Origin of the sequence: Paenibacillus sp. FSL H8-0034 (genome assembly GCF_038000305.1) — a bacterium.
Taxonomy (GTDB): Bacteria; Bacillota; Bacilli; order Paenibacillales; family NBRC-103111; genus Paenibacillus_S.
Genome location: NZ_JBBOBS010000001.1, coordinates 4,896,037 through 4,917,380 on the forward strand (window position 1 = coordinate 4,896,037; position 21,344 = coordinate 4,917,380).

Genomic DNA, 21,344 nt, shown 5'->3' on the forward strand with positions numbered 1-21,344 from the left:
ACCTTGCAGATAGTTACGTATGTGAAAAAAGAGGCATAAGACCTTATTCAGGGTCTCTGCCTCTTCCAACTTCCAACTTATTATTTGGGTGTATACGAAAAACCGGGATAGCGGACAACAGGCCATTTTTCCTTGCGCAGCTTATCCAATAGCTCGGAGCCTACATTCAGATTATCACGGACCAGGTCTCTCGGGGTTAGTGCCATCCATTGATTGAGTGATACATCGACAAAGCGGTCACTCTTGAACATTTCCAGAAACCATAACGTTTGGCTGCCTGTATTCTGAATATAATGACCAAAAGCAAACGGTACATAACCGACATCTCCTGCCCGGTAATCAAAGGTGCGCGCTACACCATTGCCTGCAAATACCGTCATTCGTCCCTGTCCGGTCAAATAATATTGCCATTCGTCATTGTTTGGATGCCAATGAAGCTCCCGCATAGCCCCCGGCTCGAGCTCAACAAGTGCGGCAGCAATTGTTCGAGAAATCGGAAAATTCGAGGAATCGACGATTCTTACGCTCCCGCCAGGAGTTTTAATCGGCGTTTGGGCCAGCAGCTCATGCTTGAAGCTCTGCGGGATGGTGCCATAAGGAGATTGAATGGCCTGGCTTGTAAGCGGACCTGGCACCTGATCCTGATAAATATAAACCTGATCAGAAGGAATGTCGGCAAAGGCACTTTCCGGTACACCAAAATTAGCTGAAAGCACCTCCTTGGGAGTATGTGCGAACCAATCGGAAATCGACAACGTATTCAAATCGGAAAAACTGCCATCATCAAAAACAAGCAAAAATTCACAGCCTTCTTCCAGTCCTTGAATCGAATGCGGAAGGCCAGCTGGAAAATACCAAAGGTCGCCAGGACCGACATCAGCAATAAAATTCCGTCCTTCCTGATCAACCGAGGTAATTCGCGCCCTTCCTATTAGCATATACGACCATTCCGCCTGCTGATGCCAATGCAATTCACGTACACCACCTGGTGTAAGCCGCATATTGACACCTGCGAGAGTTTTCGCTATTGGTAAATCCCTGACTGTAATTTCACGCGACCACCCCCCCTGATTTAATTGCATATGGGTGTCGGAGAATGAGAATTTCAGGTTCGGCAGCAGCCCGGAATCCGTGACAGGTGGAACGAGCATATCCGGATTTTCCATGTCCCGCATCACATCACGTGGGCCAGGATCAGTAGCACCCGCTCCGTCGCTTCTTATGGGCTGTGGTATGCTTGAATTCGCAGCTTGTTTCACAGGTAAATTATCCATGCATCAGACTCCTCTACACAAAAATGCTGAACCATCCAGCTCTGATAACAGAACAGTTTATGATTCAGCCTAATTGTTTATGTCAGGATAATAACGTCAGACTATCTGGATTCTGCTGGATACCACGGATTCAAATGAATTAACACTTCATCCACATCATGGTGGTTATCGATAATGGCACCTTTAATTTTGCGGGAAATATCATGACCCTCTTGAATGCTTAATTCACCCGGAATGCTTACCCTGACATCCACAAGTATGTAATGACCGTGTTCTCTGGCGCGCAAGCGGTCGATTCGTTTCACCTGTGAGATGGTCTGGATCAAAGCCGCATATTCATTCAATTTTTCGATACTTACAGTCTTATCCATCAGAATACCAACCGTTTCCAGCGACATTTCAATGGCCAGCTTTAATACTAATATTGAGACAATGATACCCGCCGCGGGATCTCCATACGATAAATAAGGGATATGATAGGCTTCTCCAATATATGCGAGACCGATTCCGACAACAGCGGCAAGCGATGCATATACATCAGCAAGGTGATCATATGCGGTTGCAATCAAACCTTTGCTATTCGTCTGTTTGCCAATTCGGATGGTGTACACGTACAGGGCCTGTTTCCATATCAAGGAAAGCACTGCGGCAATTAAGGCGATGATGCTCGCTTGTGATGGCTCCTCAAAAAAAGCGGATACCGCCTCAAAACCTATATACACAGCAGCTAGTCCCATAATGACCGCTACAATGCCAGAAGCCAGTACCTCTGCCTTTCCATGTCCATAAGGATGATCCTCATCGGCAGGCTGCTTGGATATACGCATGGAGCTCAACGCAGCTATAGTTGCAATAACATCACCCGCGTTATGAACCCCATCGGCCAGTAACACCGGGCTGTTAAATAATAGACCTACCACCAGCTTCATTACAGTGAGCAGCACGTTGCTAATCAAGCTGATCCATACAGCAATCATCGAAGCATCCTTCTTACCCAGCACCATCATTTATTCCCCCCACCAGAACTTTTTCCCTAAGGAAACAAAAAACCTTGACCGATTCCGGTCAAGGTTTAAGGACATTTTCGTATTGTTGTTATTCGGATATTCACAGAAATCACCACTATAAGTTCAGACATCCTCGCATTATAGCATATATGAATTGAAATTGTAAATATATGATGAATCGAGAGAGGGGCTGATGAAAGTGTTTCGATCTATTTCGCGGAATTCTGCGCGATTTCACTGCCTTTTAATTTCCTCATCTTGGCAACACAGAGTAAAAGCAACGGAATAATCAATCCGTGAAACAGGCTGTAGATGGGATAAGCTCCCATTGAAAACCAAAAAAATTCACCTGTGTCCTTATAAACGATCATCGATAAAGCAATCACGATCAACGCGAATGGCAGGATGGTCACACGGTAGCTTTTCATTTTGAAAAATTGCGCGATTGCCAGATTGGTAACATAAAAACAAAAGGATAATTTCACAAATATAGTCATAATCCAGATGCCTCCTACCATAATCTCAACTCGCGACAAAAATTTGCCAATGACAATTTCTTTGGCTACGTCAAAGACGGCAAACGTGCTTCTTGCTGTAATGTCCGCACCCAAAACCGCTATGGTTATCAACACGATAATAGCACCGAATGCAATATTCATCATCATAAACAGGCTGAAATACTTCCTCACCTTGTCCTGCCTATTAACAAATGGTATTAGAACCAAAAATATAACTAATTCGCTCATAGGGAATCCGAGCAGCGGATACATCGCTTTTATGGGTGGCATCCAGCCATCAGGTAATATGGGTAATAATCTGGCCAAATCGATATTCCCAATCAACAGTATACTCGCCAAAAAATAAATCAACAGTACCCATGGGAAAAATATTTCACTTGTTCTTGATAAAACCTCAAGTCCCAAATAGGCACCATATACCACAGCGACCATAAATATAATATGAACAAATTGCATCGGTGTTTCTACGAGCACATGTGTGGTAATAAATCCGCCTACATTTCTAAGCACCAGTGCGCTAAGGAACATAAAATAAATCAGATACAGCAGACCGACCACTTTCCCGAGCCATTTCCCCAAAATGTGCTCCGTATATTGGATTATACTTTCATGAGGAAACATCCGGGCAAGTTGTGTCCAAATTAGAATTAACAATAACACTACAGGAACCGATATCAGAACAGTAATCCATGCATCCTGTTTGGCAATAGTCGCGAGTAAGGAAGGCACCAATAAAACCGCACTTCCTAACGTATACATAAAAACAATGATACCAAATTGCAAAAGCGATATTTTTCCATTTTCGATCATGAGTTACCTTCTTTCATCCATTGATCAATAGGGCCAACAAGTGGATTGAGGATGTTCCCAAGCACTTCGGCCGGGGTGGGAATTGGAAGATGGAGTCCCACCCCCATGTAAAATAGCATGGCAATGATCATAAACGAAGAAAAAACAATCATCTCCTTCTTGCTTTTGCGTTTCAGCAGTACACGACCCTCCAGGAAAATAATAGCTGCCCCAACTATGAGTACTCCCCAAACGGTAAGCATACCTATCTCTCCTCCTGATAACTTCCTGCCACCTATTTGTAATACGATTTATTGCGTATTCCTTCTCTTTTAATATTCGTATGGATCTCGATCTCTACAGGAATTTCAGCGAAGATATCTTCCCAATTGTTCTTGTTTTGTTTCCAATAGCCCGGATCCGCTTTGTACGTGTAATCAGCAAAACCGAATATATCCGTTTTCCATTTTTGCGCTTTATGGATTGCAGCAAGAATCTCCAGCTTCGTTTGATCATTCGTTTTCTTGGTTATTTCAGTAAAGGCTTCCTTGCTGGAAACATCCATGTTTTCACAAAAATTTTCTCCGATATTGGCTTCTTGCTCTACACGAATCTTAATCGACGGTTTTCCTTCTGTAACCTTCGCCTTCACATTTGTTTGGGAGTGCATGATTTCAACAGTGACCTTGCCGGCTTGTTCACATGGAACATTGATAACCGTATTATTAATCTTGTCCTGAATCCATGTATTCCCTCTTGATTCCTGAGGTTCGAAGTAATGAATCAGTTTTTCATCTTTAAAAACCGCCATGCCTCTTAGCTTTAAATACGTATCAATTTTGATTTTACCTACGCTTTCTTTACTATTGCCTTTGCTTTTATCCCCAATGATTTCAATGCTCCCAGCTACTATTTCTTTTTTTCCGGTCCCCATCATCTCGATAACATCACGAATATTCACCTTATAGGAGATTCCCAGGCTTTTTTCCACATTCCTTACATTTTGGTTGATTTTGATACCGGGAATTTTCGCGATAGGCGTGTTGATGCTTAGCACTTCTTCCGCTTTGGCATTTTTGGCTACCAGCAGAAAAAAATCCGTACGAAGCTCAGGACTGCGATCTATATATTCAAATAAGGGTCTGACTCCTTTACGGGCCAATTCTTCTCCGATGATAAGCACCTGATTGTGTGCAAAATATAATTTTCTTGAGTTTTTATTAATAATTTTCCGTGTCGCTTCCAATATTGTCTTACCGGTTTCTTTATAAATAACCGTAGAGCTGGCACCGCTCCCGCTGCTCTTATTCCCTCCGCTAGTCATTTCACTTGAATTTACGATTTGTACGGTAACGGCAATATCATCTCCCTCGGCTTTATCCAAACCAATAGCGATCACAATGGAAAGCTCATCCAAATACTTGATATCCCAGCATCCCCCTAGAAGCATGGTAAACAACAGCAGCAGGAGCATTATGATGATTCGCAATCTGTTCTTATTCATCATCTCTAGAACGATCTCCAGGCGGTTTTTGCGGCTTTTGATCAGGAGCCTCACGCACTATATTTTTACTTGCAAAATGAGGACGAGTATTCATGGCCCAAATGGGAAATCGAAACAAAGCATCCTTTTGCTCTGTGGCTATGAACGGTGAAAAAGGCTTTAAATAAGGAACCCCAAATGAACGCAAGCTGCTAAGATGCAATACAAAAATGAGTAAGCCTACTGCAATTCCGTACATCCCCAGCGTACCGGCTAAAACTAAAAAAACAAAGCGCAGCAATCTCAGCGCAATGCCGAAGTTAAAGGAAGGAATAACAAAATTAGTGATGGCTGTAAATGATACGACGATCACCATAGCTGGAGAGATAACACCCGCTTCTACAGCAGACTGACCAATGACCAGAGCGCCAACAATAGAAATCGTATTACCTACGGTGCTTGGCATCCTGACTCCGGCTTCTCGCAGCACTTCAAATACAACTTCCATTAAAAAAGCTTCCAAAATGGGTGGAAAGGGTACACCTTCACGTTGAGCGGCCAAATTCAGCACCAGGGAAGTAGGCAGCGTTTCCTGATGATAGGAGGCTATCGCCACATAAAGGGAAGGGAATAGTAAAGCAATAAATAAGGAGCAAAAGCGAAGTATCCGCAATAACGTACCAAAATCATAACGCTGATAGTAGTCCTCTGCCGCTTGCAGAAAGCTGGTAAGCACTACAGGAACAAGCAGTACAAAAGGTGTTCCATCAACGAGGATAGCAATCCTCCCTTCAAGTAAACCGGCAGCGATCACATCCGGCCTTTCACTGTTAAAAACCGTCGGAAACGGCGTCCATACCCCATCCTGGATCAAGTCTTCGATATATCCCGATTCCAGTATCCCATCAACAAGTATCCCATCCAGACGGTTTCTCACCTCTTGAACGATACTTTCATTGGCAATTCCTTGTATATACATGATGCCAACTGTGGTAAGAGTCACTTCACCGATCGTTTTTTCTTCCAGCCATAATTTCGGGCTTTTTATTTTTCTGCGTATTAATGAAGTGTTGGTACGAAAGGATTCTGTGAAGCCCTCTTTCGGTCCGCGGATGACCGTTTGAGTGGAAGGCTCCGTTATACTCCGGTTTTCGCCTCCTCTGGTTCCAGCAGCTAACGCTATATCACAGCCATCCAGCATAAGAACAGAATCTCCAGATAACACAGCAAGATAAAGCTGCCTCCAATCCGAAATTTCTTTTATATCCCAAAAAGTGACTAACTGTTCCTTGACGGTTTGGGCTATCGTTTCCGGGTTATTCAGATTGGGGATCAACGTCTTATCCTGAGCATGCATTGAGCTTTTTACAACAAAATCAGAAACAGTTATCGGGTCACATAAACCATCGGTACATACAACAGCAGCCTGAATACCCCCGGCAATCTGAAATTCCCTGAAGATGACATCTGAGCTATTGCCTAATACAGCTTTTATGGTATTCATATTATTGTGCAGTTTGGGATGCAGATTTTCTTTCTGGAATGGCTGGAAGTCTTGATTTTCCTGGATTTCGGCGCGGGATGATTTCTTGTATTTTAAAAAGTTAGTAAACATGCCTGATCCCCATTTCATAAGAAGCTTAGTTTATTATTCCAATAGCTCCAACATTTATCCCGCAGCCATAACAAAAAGACCCAACATCAAGTTGATGTGGGCCTTACGATTCGATATGCGGCCAAGCTCGATATGTGTAGTGTTATTGTGCTTGCGCCACTTGAATTTGTTTACTCCGCAGCTGTCCGCAAGCGGCATCAATATCCGTACCATGCTCATGGCGGATACCACAGTTAATGCCCCTCTTCTTCAAGGTATCATAGAAAGCCAGCACCGACTCCTGGTCGCTTCTTTGATATTGACTGTGCTCATCCACAGGGTTGTAGGGGATCAGGTTCACATAATGTCTTCTGTTACCAAGCAGATCGGCCAATTCCTCGGCTTCCTGCCTGTGATCATTGACATCTTTGAGCAAAATATATTCAAATGTAATTTTCCGATTCGCTTTTTCCAAATAATAATCAACGGACTGCATTAATTTTTCAATCGGAATGGCTTTGTTGATTTTCATAATACGGGTTCGAAGCTCATTATTTGGTGCATGCAAGGAAATTGCCAGGTTGACCGGCAGCTTCGTGTCGGCAAATTCGACTATTTTATTGGCAAGCCCACTCGTCGATACCGTAATATGTCTGGCCGCAATCGTAAGTCCTTTTCGATCCGTGGCGATTTTCAGGAAATTCATCATATTCTCAAAATTATCAAAGGGCTCGCCAATCCCCATGACCACAAGATGACTCACCACTTTACCTGGCTCTTCCATGTCCAGATGATGCTGTACGTTCATAATTTGCTCGATGATTTCCCCGCTGGTTAAATCCCTTTTTTTGGCTAACAAGCCGCTCGCACAAAAGCTGCAGCCGATGTTACAGCCAACCTGCGTGGTGACACAAACCGATAAGCCATATTTGTGCCGCATCATAACGGTTTCTATCAGATTGCCATCCTTCAGCTTGAACAAAAACTTTCTCGTTCCGTCCGCTGATTCCTGCTTAATGTGCTGCTGCAAAGTATGGATTACAAAATGATCCGCCAATACTTGAACACAATCAGGATTGACATCCATCATCTCAAAAAAGTCTGTTACCCGTTTTTTATATAGCCAATCCCAGACTTGTGCCGCTCGAAATTTTTTATGACCGTGCTCCAGAAGCCACGCAGTCAGTTGATCAAATGTTAATCCGAAAATGGATTCCTTATTCATTCATTACCCTCTTTTCAAAAACTTCAAATTCCCTTCTATTTTACTTAAGCTGGCTCCAAGTAGCAATCTGTTTATTTCAATACCCGATACATGGCTGCTCACGCCTGAGTCTGCTGCGCTGCGCTGGTGCTTTGGGAAATGCGTATCGCCATGAGCGCGGCAAATAAGCAGACGAAACCAGCGGCAACAAAAGGAACTGTATAGCTGCCCAGCAGCTCTCTCATCACACCGGCTCCATAAGCAGCCACCGAAGCGCCGATTTGATGCGCCACCACGATCCAGCCAAAGATCATCCCCGCTTTTTCCTTGCCAAATTCCATGGATGCCAGTTTAACGGTAGGCGGTACGGTTGCAATCCAATCCAGACCATAAAAAACAGTGAAAATCATCAGTACCGCAGGACTGGCATTCAAAGCAAACGGTAAGAATAGTAACGAAAGTCCACGAAGCCCATAATACGTAAACAGCAGCTTGCGATTATCGTAGCGATCTGACAGCCAACCGGACAATGTCGTACCGACCAGGTCAAACAAACCCATCAAGGCGAGCAAGCCCGCTGCCATAACTTCGGGTATCCCATAATCACCGCACGCCGGGATGAGATGGGTACCAATCAAGCCGTTGGTCGAAAAACCACAGAAAAAGAAGGTTCCCGCCAGCAGCCAGAAGGTTTTGTTCTTTAAAGCAGAACGCAGTGCCAATAGAGGTGTCAGAAACAAATTCCCCTGGAACGGAACGGGCTTGACAAGTTCCTCTGTCCCATAGGGTGCGGCCCCCACCTCATATGGAGAATTTCGCATCCATACAGCAACGATGACCAATAGGACTAGAAGTGCCGCGACCGCTGTATAAATCGCATATCTCCAGCCCACCACAACCGTAATTTGCGCCAGCATCGGCAGGAATAGCAGCTGCCCTGTAGCAGCGCTTGCCGTAAGCAATCCAACCACGAGTCCTTTGCGTTTCACGAACCATTGATTCGTAACGGTTACACCCAGCACGTTCGCCATCATGCCTGTGGCAAGTCCTCCGACCAAGCCCCATAACAGCTCAAATTGCCATAGAGCAGTCATATAAGGCGTAATCAGGAGACTGCCTGCCAATACGGCCAGTGATGCGACCATCACTCTTCGAATGCCGAACTTTTGCAAAAATGCTGCCGAGAATGGCCCCACTAATCCGTATAAAAAGATACCCATCGAGATGACGCTGGATATGCCTCCGCGGCTCCATCCGAACTCTTTTTCAAATGGCAGCATGAGGATGCTTGGCATGGAACGAATTCCTGCAGATACTAGCAGCGTTACGAAGGTGATCAGGACAACCACCCATCCGTAATACATTTTTGAAGACTTAAGCCCTGTTGTCATCTTGTTGGACACTCCCGACATTTTCAATTTTTGTTGTACATACAACATTGATACAAAAAAATATTTATTTTTCCAATAACTCGCTGCTTGCTACGATATCCTTGGATAATAGATCCGCGGCTTCTTTGCCGAGAATAGCATCATATCTATTGTGCAGGTTTCGCGACGATTGACGAATCGAGTCCTCCAGCTCTTTCCCTTTAGTCGTTGGATAGATCAATACCGTTTTACCCTGCACCTTGCGTTCCACTAATTGCTTACCTTCTAATTTATCGATAAAACGTGTAAGCGTGGAGGGCGTGATATGCAGCTTTTCGGATAATTCCTTTTGAGATATTCCCGGGTCTCCAATAACAAGACGAATCAAATAACCGTACATGGGACTCAAACCGGTCGGAGCAAATTCCTCTTCAGCCATTTTTGTAATTGCCCGGCTCAAACGGTTGGCAGTAAAAAACAAGCAATCGAACAAAAATTGATCTTTCATGAGTAACAGCTCCTTTTCTTATTTTGTATGTACAACAAATATAAAGCAGGGTACAATTATTGTCAATCTATTTTTATTGACCTTTGCTTCGAACCTGAAGTACTGATAAAATTGCCACTTGACTCTCCTCTTAGGGAAGACATTAAGCTATGTAAAGAAAGGAGGAATGAGCAATATTGTACACGGTAAAAGAAGTATCTGAACTGTCCAAGGTTACGATCAAAACGCTTCATCATTATCACAAGATCGGTCTCCTCTTGCCCTGCACGATAAGTGAGGCGGGATACCGGCTGTATGGAATCAAAGAGCTGGAACGTTTGCAAGAAATTCTATTTTACAAAGAATTGGAGTTTTCCTTAGATCAAATCAAGGAAATGATGGAACATCATGCAGACCGGTTATCCATTCTATCGCAGCAGGAGGAATTGCTCCTTAGCCGCAAAGACAGGCTGGATACCATTGTTCAAACATTACGTAAATCCATTGGATGTATAAAGGAAGGGGAAAACATGGACAACAAGGAAATGTTCAAAGGTTTTGAAAGCGAGGAAGAATGGAACAAAGCGCTGGTTGAGCAAAATCAATATTTGAAGGAAACGTATGGGATGGATTCTCTTGAGGTTGTCCCAGAGAAGGTTCAGGAAATCAATGAGCAAGCAGTTGAAGCCATGACATTCATAAATAAAATGGCAAGTTCGTTAAGAGCAGGCATAAAGCATAACGATGAGGAAATAGGTAATTTGATTGGATACCATCTAGAGTTTATGAATAAGCATGGCCATCCAACATCAGCCAAAGATTTTGCAGCGCAGACTCAATTTTTTCTCAATGATGACTTTCATCTTAAGATGCTGGAAGATCAGCAAACCGGGCTGGCTTATTATCTTTCTGCTGCGGCAGAGTCATTTGTGGCAACCAATCAATAAAGCATGCCCAGCGTTAAATAGCGGAATAATTCCCCAGACAGAGGCTGGGTCCTTGTCGAAACCCATTCCTTGGTTCCATGGCGAGGTCTTGGGTATGGGTATAGGGTTCCAGCCCCACACCCATATCCCCTCTCCTTCTTTTGGTTTGGTCTTCTACTTGCACTTTAATTAGTCACCGCTTGCTTGGAATCAACCGAAACGAGATTGAGGCGCGCATCCGTTGGCAGAAAAGCAGCAAGCAAGCCGATCAACGGTAAATACGCACACAGCTGAATAACAAAGGAAATGCTGGTCGCATCCGCAACGGTACCCAACACAGCAGAACCGATACCGCCTAGACCAAACGCCAATCCAAAAAACAATCCGGATACCGTCCCCACCTTACCTGGCAGCAGCTCCTGCGCGTATACGACAATAACGGAAAATCCCGATAATAAGATAAAACCGATTATCACACAAAGCACTGCGGACCAGAACAAGCTCACATAAGGAAGCAATAAGGAGAATGGCGCTGTCCCGAGAATCGAAAACCAGATCATATTACGTCTTCCAAACCGGTCAGCCATCGGTCCACCGAGAAACGTGCCTACCGCACCCGCCGCCAGCAAAGCAAAAATAAATACTTGTGCATACTCCGTAGAAATTTTATAATGATCGATCAAATAAAAGGCGTAAAAGCCTGTCATGCTGGCCACATAAACGAATTTGGAAAAAAGCAGCAGAATTAATATGCACATCGCATAAGCAATCATCGATTTTGGCAGGTTGCTTCTAACGACTTTGACTGCCTTTTTGATTGTTGACTGCCTGGTCATATAACCACGATACCATTTGGCGACAAAGATTTGAACCAATATCGCGGCCAATGCTGCTATCGTAAACCAGATGATTCCGAATTGACCGAGAGGTACAAATATCAGTGCTGTAAATACGGGTGCTAGCGCCTGACCAATGTTCCCGCCCGTCTGAAAAATCGATTGTGCCAAGCCTCTACGCGGACCTGCAGCCAAATAGGCGACACGGGATGCCTCAGGATGGAGTACGGATGAGCCGAGCCCAATCAGTATTACCGATATTATAACCTGTGCAAATGAGCCTGCAAAAGCCAAAACGATCATCCCAAGAAGGGAAAACACTACCCCGGCTGGAAGCAAAAAGGGCTTGGGCTTGGCATCGGTATAAAGACCGATCAGCGGTTGAAACATTGATGCGGTTACGTTCAAGGTAAAGGCAATCCAGCCAATCTGGGAAAAGCTCAGCTTCAGGGATTCATGTAAAATCGGAAAAATAGCGGGAATAACGGATTGAATCGAATCATTTAATAAATGGACCAGACTGATCGCGAACAAAACGGAGAAAACCGTCGTAGTTTGCGGATTGCTTGCTGCAGGTGTTTTTATCATCATCATCATCATACCTTTCATCTTATCATCTGACGTTTAAAAGCAAGGAAAGGCCATTACTCCATTCCCAAATACCTTTGAAGCTCTGCAATGGTACCATCCAAATTTTGTGAGGTCCAATGCACGGCAGCCTGTACATCCTTTTCCTGAATCGATTGATACAGCCGTTCGTGGAACAACGTATGCGGATCATGTCCGACTTGATATTTCGCCAGCTTCTGAATGGCGTCCAGCAAAACGGTTGAGAACGTACGATACAAATCGATAACGACACTATTCTTGCTTGCGACAGCTACCGATAAATGGAAATCGATATCAGCAAGCAAATACGCGTCGGTATCCCCTCTGTCCAATGCGGCTGAACGAATGTCCAAATGAATTCTCATTTTTTCAAGATCGTCTTCGTCGCGGCGGCTGGCGGCCAATCTGGATATTTCCAGCTCCAGCATTTTTCTAACCTCATACACCTCCAATATTTCAGCTCGCCGTAACCGATGAACAAGTGGCTCCTGAATAACAGAACTGGACGTCAAATACGTTCCAAACCCCTGCTTCTTCTCCAGCAAGCCTGCATGAACGAGCACTCTTACGGCTTCACGAATCGTGGAACGCCCTACTCCGAATTGCTCCATGAGCTCGGGCTCCGTAGGAATTTTATCGCCCTGACGAATTTCACCGCTGGATATTTTCTTCTGCAGTTGAATGACAACGTCGTCAACCAGCTTGGGACGATTCAGTGATTGAAACGTCACCTTAGGATTCATCTGATCATCTCCTTTTGTGCATATTACCATAAGTGTCTAAATTTTATCAAGAAAAAAATAATTTGTCATGTATTTTCACAAGTCAGGTTACAGCTCCGCCAAGGAAGCCAGAAATTCCTCCACACGATGTAACCCGCCTTCTTCAAGCAGCTTAAGCAGTTGACTCCCAATAATCGCAATATCGCTCTTGCCGATCAAATAATCCACATCGCTGCGCTGCTGGATGCCGAAGCCGACCCCGATCGGAGTTAAAGCATGTTCACGGCAATAGCCCAAAAATTGGGTTGTTGCTTCGTCAAATACGGTTTGCGTGCCTGTAAGTCCTTTGCGGGCCACACAATACAGCATGCCTCCGGTTTGATTGGCAATATAGGCGAACCGTTCCTCCGTCGTATAAGGCGTAACCAGTAATATAGGCTCCACACCATAACTCCGGCATGCCCTCAAGAAGATTTCACTTTCTTCGGGATAAGCATCCGGGACGATTAAACCGCTGACCCCAATAGCTGCACACTTTTCCACAAAGCGCTCCACATCATATTGATAGAGCACATTATAGTAGGTCATGAAAATAAACGGAATATTAAAGTCCCGGACAACACGCTCGGCAAAAGCCAAGCATTGTTCAACCGTCGTGCCCCGCTCCAGAGCACCTTGATTCGCTCGAAGAAAAATCGGCCCGTCCGCTATTGGCTCAGAAAACGGAATCTGAAGCTCGATCAAATCAACACCATACTGATGCAGCAAACTGATCATCTTATAGTTGGTCTCGAAATCGGGATAGCCCAAAATTTGATGAGCCATAATACGGATTTTTTTATCCGTCTGTCGAGACAAGTATTCAGCTAGTGGCGTTGGCATATTGCTCATTCTTGCGTGCGATAAATGCTGTCCATTCGTCATCCTGCAATCCCTCCGCTATATTAAATATATCTTTGTCGCCTCTACCGGACATATTGATAATAACGATTTCCTGATCTGTAGTTTGCTCGATTTCCCGAAAAGCACCGGCGAATGCGTGGGTTGATTCGAGTGCAGGAACCAAGCCTTCCTTCGTCATAATCAGCTTCAGTGCATCAATCACCTCGACATCGGTAGCTGCTTCGAATCGCACGCGGCCTTGTTCTGCCAGATCTGCAAGAATAGGCGAGACTCCTGTATAGTCAAGTCCTGCTGCGATACTGTAGGTATCCCGCATTTGACCATCCTTATTTTGCAGAAATAAGGTTTTATAGCCCTGTGCAATCCCGGTGGTCCCTTGCCCATATGCAATACGCGAAGCATGTAAGCCCGAAGCCATTCCTTTACCTCCAGCCTCGATACCAATAAGCTCGACTTCACGATGCGGCATAAATGCCTGAAACACACCCAAGGCATTCGAGCCTCCACCTACGCAAGCATAAACGCGGTTAGGAAGTCTGTTAGCAGCCTGAATGATCTGCTCCTTCGCTTCCTTCCCGATGATCGACTGGAAATAAGCGACTATACTTGGGAATGGATGTGCACCGGAAGCCGTTCCCAGCAAGTAATGGGTATGCTCAAACGAAGAAACCCAATCGCGGAGAGCCTCGTTAATCGCATCCTTCAGTGTTCGGGAGCCATAATCAACAGGCACGACCTCAGCCCCATAATGCTTCATCCAAAATACATTGGCATACTGCCGTTCCATATCCTCGCGTCCCATATAAATGGTTGCATTCAGTCCAAGCTTGGCGGCCACAATCGCAGTAGCCACGCCATGCTGCCCTGCGCCAGTTTCGGCTATGACACGTGTTTTGTTCATACGTTTGGCTAACAAGCCTTGTCCGAGTGCATTGTTAATTTTATGAGCACCCGAGTGATTCAGATCTTCCCGTTTAATATAGATACGTGCCTTGCCAAAATATTGGGTCAGCCCTTCCGCATACGTTAGAGGGGTTGGTCTTCCCGAGAAATCAGCCAGCATGCTGAGATAGGATTGCCAAAATGCCGAATCCTGCTTGATTTGTTCAAAATGCTCATTCAACTCAGCAAATGCCGGAACCAATATTTCCGGAATAAAAGAGCCGCCAAACGCTCCGTAGTATCCTTGCTGCTCCATCTCACTCATCCTTTCGTAGTAGCCTTCTGATCCTCCAGAGCTAGCACAGCTTGTGCAGTATCCAGATCCGTGACCAGAATATCGATCCATTTGCCGCGGAGTGCAGCGGTTATCGCTTCAGCTTTTTCCAAACCGCCTGCAAGAGCGATCACATTAGGGATACCTCGCAGCTCGGAGGCCGTAATGCCGATCATCCGCTTGCTGGCTGCAAAGTCGAGCAGCTCGCCCTGCTTGCCCAGAAAGGAGGCGCATATATTAGCAACCGCTCCACGTCCTTGTACATCCAGAAAATCCGCTTCGCTAAAGTATCCAGACTCCACGATTGTTGCCTGCTCGGAAACCTGGCCAATCCCGACCACAGCAAGCTGGCTTCGCCCAGCTAACTGCAGCACCTCGGCAATTTGCGGCTCCTGATGGAGATAAGCACAGGCTTCCTCGGATCCGACTACGGCTGGTGCATGCAGCAGCCAATGCTTGGAACGAAGCTTTCCAGCGAGCATGCTGGTGTTGGCATTGGCATGCCATGTCGCGCCTTCAGAGCCCCACCCGCCAATAAGCGAGACGAATTGCAGATTTTTCCTGGAAAAGTATTCGATTTCATTGCACAACGAGCTGATCGTATGACCTGCCATCACGCCCACAAGATCGTCATCCTTGAGAACCGATTCAAGCAGTGCAGCGCAGGTACGTCCCAGCTGAAGATTTCTTGTGGCTGCATCCGCATCCTGAATATGAACAACCAAGGCATCATGGATTCCGAACGTTTCTATCAGCCTTTTCTCAATCTCTTGTTCAATGGAATAAGGATTCCTGATATGAATTTGCACGATGCCTTCTGCTTTCGCTGCAGTGAGCATCCGACTGACATGGGGTCGCGAAATTCCCAGACGTTGAGCAATTTCCTGCTGATTGAGCCCTTCTTCATAATACAGCTGGCTTATTTTGACGAGCAGACGGTTGCGTTCAAGATGAATATCTGACATCGTATCCTCCTACCGTTATGTACATATGTACTTTGAATGTACGTTTGTTCTATTTTTATTATAATTCACATATTTATCTTTTGGCAAGGAGTACTTGCGGCAGCTGTCCCAAAAGCAAAAAAGCAGCCATGTGGCTGCTTCAAATCGTACTTATATTAAGTTAATTATGCTTCCAAGAGGTAGGCTGCCCGGATCTTGGACAGTTCGGAAACACATCGCCCTGCTTCAGCTCTATGCGTTCTCCATCCTTGTCTTTGTAATGCCCAGATTCTGTAACCTTTTCTCCAGATCGATGCTGATGATCAGCGTGCCTCCATGAGGTAGGCTGCTGTGTTTGGGGACATGCCGGAAATCTTTCACCCTTTTGGAGCTCCTTGGTTTCGCCAACAGCACATACATACTTACCTGTTTCACCCACTACTTCATTCGTTTGATGCAAATCGTATGTCGTATTCATTCTGATCATCCTTTCATCGTTGTTGATAGTTTAGTTTGATGTCTACTCCTGTACCTGTTTACTATTTACCCATTACATTGGATACCCAATCTTTATCACCACATTCCTCTTGTTTATCAGGCTCGAGTCACTATCCTGTTGTTGTCCTATTGTGCTTGGTTCTGCGGCTATCCATCGTATCCCGTTGCTGAAAAAGCGGAATTAAGAGCAGCGCCCCGATGACCAGCAAACCTCCACTTACACAATAAATACCAAACAAAGTCAATAAATTTTTCATATAACCGGATAAGGACATGCCAAGTACCATCAAACCCATAAATATTGGGGTAATCGTACCTCCAACCCGTCCGACAAATGCCGCTTCCGTATTTCTCATAATCAGTGTTTGAATACCTACATGAATACATGGATAAAATAAACCACTGAGTATCTGCAAAATAAAAGTCAGTACAATATTCGTAGACCCACCTGTCCCTATCGTACAAATACTGCTAATAAGCAGCCCCACAGCCAGCATGGTATGAGGCTTCACCTTTTTGGCTGCTCCCATAATCAGGCCTCCACCGATGAGCATAGCAGCACCATTAGCCATGAGCAGCCATTGCAGAAACGATTTATCCAATCCCAAATTCTCAATCGAAATGAACAGCATTAACGGTTGGATTAATCCGGTTGCGAGCCCAGCTGCAGCAAAGGTTGAGCATAATGTTCTTAACGCCCGGTTGGATACAACGTAACGTAGACCAGCTATCAGCTCTGCTTTAAAGCTCTGGCTGACTGTCGCATTCGCCGTCTTCATATCACGGGGAAGCCATGATAACACGAGCGCTGAACCGATAAACATAGCTCCTGTAATGGAAAGCGATACCCCTATTCCATACTGTTGATAAACAAAGGTGCCGATGATCGGTCCAATGACCATAAAAACCGCCATCAGCGACTGAAACATCGCCATAACTCCCTGCATCTGATCGGCATGTATATGCTGCTTGAACAGCTTCATTGCCGAAGGCTGAGAAAATTGCGACAAAATAGCGGATACCAATGTACCTGCCAATAAGGAATACCAGGACCCATACATAAGCGCAAGCAGCACGATAAAAACGGATATAGCTGATAGCAGGTCACACCCTACCATCGTCCGCTTAGGCTGCCAACGGTCGGCAAAGGTTCCCCCAATAATTGCAAAAATAAAAATAGGTGCGAATTCCGCGACAGATATGAGTGACACAGCATACGGATCATTGTTCGTCAAATCTGTCACGTACAGCAAAATCGCAAAATTTCTTATCCAAACCCCGAGCTGCAATAGCACACGGGACATAATAATGGTTCGGACGTAACGGTTGTTCCACACAAAAAGGCCTCCTTGAAACGACAAATATAAACAAATAAATAAATAAATAAAATAGATGAATAAATTATTGTTTGTTTATTTATAGATATATTATATTATAATCTATTTATTTTCAATATTTATTTGTTGATGATTATTTAGTCAAACTGTCGATCTGTATGTATGAAGTGAATATAACAACAAAAAATCCGCCATTTAGGCGGATTCAGGACAGTTGGAACTATAGTTTTTCAGATGCATATCTTACCCTTGAACAATGGCAACAATCAGTAATAACCAGCCTACAATGAACGCCAGCCCACCGATGGGGGTGATCGCTCCCAGCTTTTTAATACCTGTCATACTTAGTACATAAAGACTGCCACTAAACAAAATAATACCTGCGAACAAGAACCAGCCTGCCGTGTATACGAGCTGACTTTTCACAATACCATTGGAGATAATTCCCAAGCCAAGCAATGCAAGACCATGGGCAATTTGGTATTGAACACCCGTTTGATACACTGCGGACATTTCCGCTGAAATTTTCTTCTTGAGCGCATGGGCCCCAAAAGCGCCCAAAATTACTGAAATAAGCATGTTAAGGCTGCCAAGCAGCAAAAGCGTTTGCATGATGTTCCTCCTGAATAGGTTGTAATTTAACTTACTTGAATAGGCCGCTACGTTCACTGATCAGTCTTTCCATTCCGAAGCTAATATTCCCATGATATAAGTATCATAATAACGACCGTCGCTATAGGCGTGATTTCTCAGCTGACCTTCAATGACAAAACCCGTCTTTTGATATAAGCCTATCGCTTGTTCATTAATTCCTCTTGTCGTTAAATAGATTTTATTCAGCCGAAGCTGCTTGAAGCCTATATCGATCATCTTCCTCATTGCTGCCCCCGCGTAACCCTTTCCGCGACTCTCCGGTGCAATCAAGATACCGATACTTGCCCTGCCGTGCTCATATTCAATATTTTGCAAAAAAATCCATCCAACCGTATGTAGTTCTTCATTTTCAATTGCCAGAACCAGATCACCATTTTTGCGTTTTTTTTCGACGTGCTGTACCGTCTCTTCGTAGGTTCTGGGAACTCGGCCTATCATGGAAATAGAATCCGCGTCATTGAACCAGCGGTGCAGCTCCTTCGTATCTTCTGATTCAAAGGCTCGAAGATTGACGTAACTCATACTCACCTGCATTCCCCCAATTGATGATATCACAATCCCTTCCTGTTCTAAGGACTCAATTTGAATTGTAACATAATTACTTTGACGTTGTAACAGGTCAGTCGCACCCAATGTCCGTTCAATAAGCCCCGAAAATATAAAAAAAAGCTATCCCCAAGATCTTATCGACCCTGCGGGATAGCCTCATTGTAAGTTATTGATTTGCTTGAGTGGCAGGACTAACAGTAGCCAGCTCTGTCACAACCTTGTATTTCACAGGCAGATATGTGACTGTTTTGGCTTCCGTAATCACACTCGCATTCATTGAGTCAGGCTGCGGATCATTCAGCGTATAGGAGATGACTGCCTGTCCGCTCTGATCAAATCGAATGTTGTTGATGTCGATACTGTAGCCTGCGCTTGGTTTTTCACCCCGAGATAACGTGACCTTGTTCACATCGTCGCTTACTTTCTCAACAATTACTGTAACAGCTTCTACAGGAGCTGGAGCTGGAGCTGGTGCTGGTGCCGGTGCTTGCGCATGTTCATTCATTACCCGGATAGCATTATATACCCAAATTGCAGCGCCACCACGCGTAAGTTGACTCTTTGGATTAAACTTGCCATCCTTGTCCAGCTCAGCAATTTTGTAATGAAGCATACGCTGCAATGCGCCCTGGTATTCGGGAGTAATTTGATTCTCATCATTGATCGCAGCAGGTACAATGTTCACCTTTGGAAAATTGCCTTTCTTTTCTAAGGCGCGAACCAGCAAATCACCAAATTGCTCACGTGTCACGGTTGCATTGGGATTCACATCCTTAGGAATCTCCAAGCCATTATAATAAGCAATAACAAAAGCATCCGCATACCAAGCGTTATCGGCGATTTGGGTATACGTCCCTGATGCCACCGGAAGCGTCTTAAAACGAATCATATCGATGTTCAAATCCAGCGCTTTGACAATCATTTGCACGCTTTGTGCATAACTGATCTGTGCTTTAGGTGCAAAATGCTCGTTGTCGATCCCACTCACAACCCCACGATCTTTTAAAGCATTTACAGCTACTGCTTGTCCATCTTCCAAATCTGAAAAAGCAAAGGCCGTACTCATGGTCAAGCTGCTGCTTATTAATAATGACGCCAATCCTAAAGCTGCTATTTTTTTCATAGTAATTCTCTCCTCGTGGTATGTTTTTTGTATATACTTCGATAACAATCTTATTAACGTGAAGTGGATAATAAATGTTTCAGATAATCTTCTGGCATGTATATCATAAATTGTGGTAAGCAATTGGAATTTTGGTATACAACCTAACCGGGAGACCCAAAACGCTTTTTTGCTATTGAGGCTTTAACCCTGAGCGTTGTATGAAAGCAACCTGATCCGGCAGGTCGTCCGGGAGCAGTAGGGACTCCCCCGAAAACCTAGCGAAAGTGGGGTTCCCGCTATGAGGGGCACGGCGAAAAGAGAAGCAAAAGCGAATCATATACGCCGTGATGTACAACGGACACAAAAAAGGACAGGCGCAGCACCTGCCCTTCCTTATACAATTGAGAATGATTGCGTGATGAATTCACGGTTCGATCAAAGGTTACAGATCGACTCTCAAGCTGCCCAGCATCTTGGCGATTTCCGGGTCGTGGTACGATAAGAAAAGACTTTCCCCCGTATCCAGGGTGGAAATCTGTTCGATATCTTCCGTGCTCAGTGCAAAATCGAAAATATCGAAATTCTCGACGAGCCGCTCTTTGCGCACCGATTTTGGAATGACAACGACTTCGCGCTGAACAAGCCAGCGCAGCACGACCTGGGCGACGGATTTGTTGTGTTTTTCTGCAATTAAGGTCAGCACTTCGTTGCCGAACATGTTGTTACGTCCTTCGGCGAACGGTCCCCACGACTGGATTTGCACCCCCTGCTCTTTCATGAAAGCAGCGTTGTCGATCTGCTGGTGGAACGGGTGCGTTTCAACCTGATTGACGGCGGGCACGATTTCGTTATGCACAATGAGGTCCATCAGACGGTCGGGCAGGAAGTTGCTGACGCCGATCGCCTTGATCTTGCCTTCGCGGTACAGGTCTTCCATCGCGCGCCATGCGCCGTAGTAATCGCCGAACGGCTGGTGTATGAGGTACAGATCGAGATAGTCGAGCTGCAGCTTCTGCAAGGACTTGGCAAAAGCCAGTTTGGCACTCTCGTAGCCGGCATCCTGAATCCAGAGCTTGGTCGTGATAAACAGTTCTTCGCGCGGTACGCCGCTGCGCTTGATTGCGCGTCCAACCGCTTCCTCGTTCAGGTAACCGGCGGCGGTATCGATCAGGCGGTAGCCGGCCTTCAGCGCTTCATATACCGTGTTCTCGCATTCTTCAGCATCGGGAACTTGGTAGACACCGAAGCCGATGATCGGCATTTTCACTCCGTTGTTCAAGGTTACGTTTTGCATATTAATTCCTCCCCATCAAATGTAA

The 21,344-nt window shown here is 45.0% G+C and carries 21 protein-coding genes; 1 reads left to right on the forward strand and 20 read right to left on the reverse strand.

What is annotated here, in order from left to right:
• Positions 1-80 precede the first annotated feature (80 nt).
• From NST47_RS22055 to NST47_RS22095, 9 genes are all read right to left on the reverse strand, one after another.
• Complete coding sequence (locus NST47_RS22055) at positions 81-1,274, reverse strand: oxalate decarboxylase family bicupin (RefSeq protein WP_341157058.1); 1,194 nt, start codon at positions 1,272-1,274, stop codon at positions 81-83.
• Between the two features lie 101 nt (positions 1,275-1,375).
• Positions 1,376-2,278: a cation diffusion facilitator family transporter gene (locus tag NST47_RS22060; protein WP_341157059.1), complete on the reverse strand. Its 903-nt coding sequence runs from the start codon at positions 2,276-2,278 to the stop codon at positions 1,376-1,378.
• Between the two features lie 212 nt (positions 2,279-2,490).
• Positions 2,491-3,609 carry a GerAB/ArcD/ProY family transporter gene (locus NST47_RS22065; RefSeq protein ID WP_341157060.1) on the reverse strand — a complete coding sequence of 373 codons (1,119 nt, stop codon included), beginning with the start codon at positions 3,607-3,609 and terminating at the stop codon, positions 2,491-2,493.
• On the reverse strand, positions 3,606-3,851 hold the full coding sequence (locus tag NST47_RS22070) for a hypothetical protein (RefSeq protein ID WP_341157061.1): 246 nt from the start codon (positions 3,849-3,851) through the stop codon (positions 3,606-3,608). Before NST47_RS22070 ends, NST47_RS22065 begins: the two co-directional genes overlap by 4 nt.
• Before the next feature lie 32 nt (positions 3,852-3,883).
• On the reverse strand, positions 3,884-5,092 hold the full coding sequence (locus tag NST47_RS22075; protein WP_341157062.1) for a Ger(x)C family spore germination protein: 1,209 nt from the start codon (positions 5,090-5,092) through the stop codon (positions 3,884-3,886).
• The gene (locus NST47_RS22080; RefSeq protein WP_341157063.1) at positions 5,085-6,686 is read right to left on the reverse strand and encodes a spore germination protein; all 1,602 of its coding nucleotides are present in this window, start codon (positions 6,684-6,686) and stop codon (positions 5,085-5,087) included. Before NST47_RS22080 ends, NST47_RS22075 begins: the two co-directional genes overlap by 8 nt.
• 142 nt (positions 6,687-6,828) lie before the next feature.
• Entirely contained in the window at positions 6,829-7,890 is a 1,062-nt protein-coding gene (gene rlmN / locus NST47_RS22085) for a 23S rRNA (adenine(2503)-C(2))-methyltransferase RlmN (RefSeq protein WP_341157064.1), read from the reverse strand.
• A gap of 98 nt (positions 7,891-7,988) precedes the next feature.
• On the reverse strand, positions 7,989-9,308 hold the full coding sequence (locus NST47_RS22090; protein WP_341157065.1) for an MFS transporter: 1,320 nt from the start codon (positions 9,306-9,308) through the stop codon (positions 7,989-7,991).
• A gap of 16 nt (positions 9,309-9,324) precedes the next feature.
• Positions 9,325-9,747 (reverse strand): MarR family winged helix-turn-helix transcriptional regulator, encoded by a 423-nt coding sequence (locus tag NST47_RS22095; protein ID WP_341157066.1) that lies wholly within the window; start codon positions 9,745-9,747, stop codon positions 9,325-9,327.
• Positions 9,748-9,920: 173 nt separating this feature from the next.
• Between NST47_RS22095 and NST47_RS22100 the strand changes: the two genes are divergently transcribed.
• Positions 9,921-10,673: a MerR family transcriptional regulator gene (locus tag NST47_RS22100; protein WP_341159729.1), complete on the forward strand. Its 753-nt coding sequence runs from the start codon at positions 9,921-9,923 to the stop codon at positions 10,671-10,673.
• Positions 10,674-10,837: 164 nt separating this feature from the next.
• On the opposite strand, the gene NST47_RS22105 is transcribed toward NST47_RS22100, so the two are convergent.
• The 11 genes from NST47_RS22105 to NST47_RS22155 form a co-directional block, all read right to left on the reverse strand.
• The gene (locus NST47_RS22105; RefSeq protein ID WP_341157067.1) at positions 10,838-12,076 is read right to left on the reverse strand and encodes an MFS transporter; all 1,239 of its coding nucleotides are present in this window, start codon (positions 12,074-12,076) and stop codon (positions 10,838-10,840) included.
• Between the two features lie 56 nt (positions 12,077-12,132).
• Positions 12,133-12,840, reverse strand: a complete 708-nt coding sequence (locus tag NST47_RS22110) for a FadR/GntR family transcriptional regulator (RefSeq protein ID WP_341157068.1) — start codon at positions 12,838-12,840, stop codon at positions 12,133-12,135.
• A gap of 87 nt (positions 12,841-12,927) precedes the next feature.
• Positions 12,928-13,710: a tryptophan synthase subunit alpha gene (gene trpA / locus NST47_RS22115; RefSeq protein ID WP_341157069.1), complete on the reverse strand. Its 783-nt coding sequence runs from the start codon at positions 13,708-13,710 to the stop codon at positions 12,928-12,930.
• Positions 13,682-14,920: a tryptophan synthase subunit beta gene (gene trpB, locus NST47_RS22120; protein ID WP_341157070.1), complete on the reverse strand. Its 1,239-nt coding sequence runs from the start codon at positions 14,918-14,920 to the stop codon at positions 13,682-13,684. The genes trpA and trpB overlap by 29 nt, the downstream gene beginning before the upstream one ends.
• Before the next feature lie 5 nt (positions 14,921-14,925).
• The gene (locus NST47_RS22125; RefSeq protein ID WP_341157071.1) at positions 14,926-15,903 is read right to left on the reverse strand and encodes a sugar-binding transcriptional regulator; all 978 of its coding nucleotides are present in this window, start codon (positions 15,901-15,903) and stop codon (positions 14,926-14,928) included.
• Between the two features lie 160 nt (positions 15,904-16,063).
• Positions 16,064-16,360 (reverse strand): hypothetical protein, encoded by a 297-nt coding sequence (locus NST47_RS22130; protein ID WP_240417674.1) that lies wholly within the window; start codon positions 16,358-16,360, stop codon positions 16,064-16,066.
• Positions 16,361-16,490: 130 nt separating this feature from the next.
• The gene (locus tag NST47_RS22135; RefSeq protein ID WP_341157072.1) at positions 16,491-17,717 is read right to left on the reverse strand and encodes an MFS transporter; all 1,227 of its coding nucleotides are present in this window, start codon (positions 17,715-17,717) and stop codon (positions 16,491-16,493) included.
• 243 nt (positions 17,718-17,960) lie between these two features.
• The gene (locus NST47_RS22140) at positions 17,961-18,329 is read right to left on the reverse strand and encodes a DUF423 domain-containing protein (protein WP_341157073.1); all 369 of its coding nucleotides are present in this window, start codon (positions 18,327-18,329) and stop codon (positions 17,961-17,963) included.
• A 60-nt stretch (positions 18,330-18,389) separates the two neighbouring features.
• A complete protein-coding gene (locus NST47_RS22145) occupies positions 18,390-18,893 on the reverse strand; it encodes a GNAT family N-acetyltransferase (RefSeq protein WP_341159730.1) in 504 nt (167 codons plus the stop codon).
• A gap of 193 nt (positions 18,894-19,086) precedes the next feature.
• A complete protein-coding gene (locus tag NST47_RS22150; protein WP_341157074.1) occupies positions 19,087-20,043 on the reverse strand; it encodes an S-layer homology domain-containing protein in 957 nt (318 codons plus the stop codon).
• Between the two features lie 424 nt (positions 20,044-20,467).
• Positions 20,468-21,319: an aldo/keto reductase gene (locus tag NST47_RS22155; protein WP_341157075.1), complete on the reverse strand. Its 852-nt coding sequence runs from the start codon at positions 21,317-21,319 to the stop codon at positions 20,468-20,470.
• Positions 21,320-21,344: the final 25 nt, after the last annotated feature.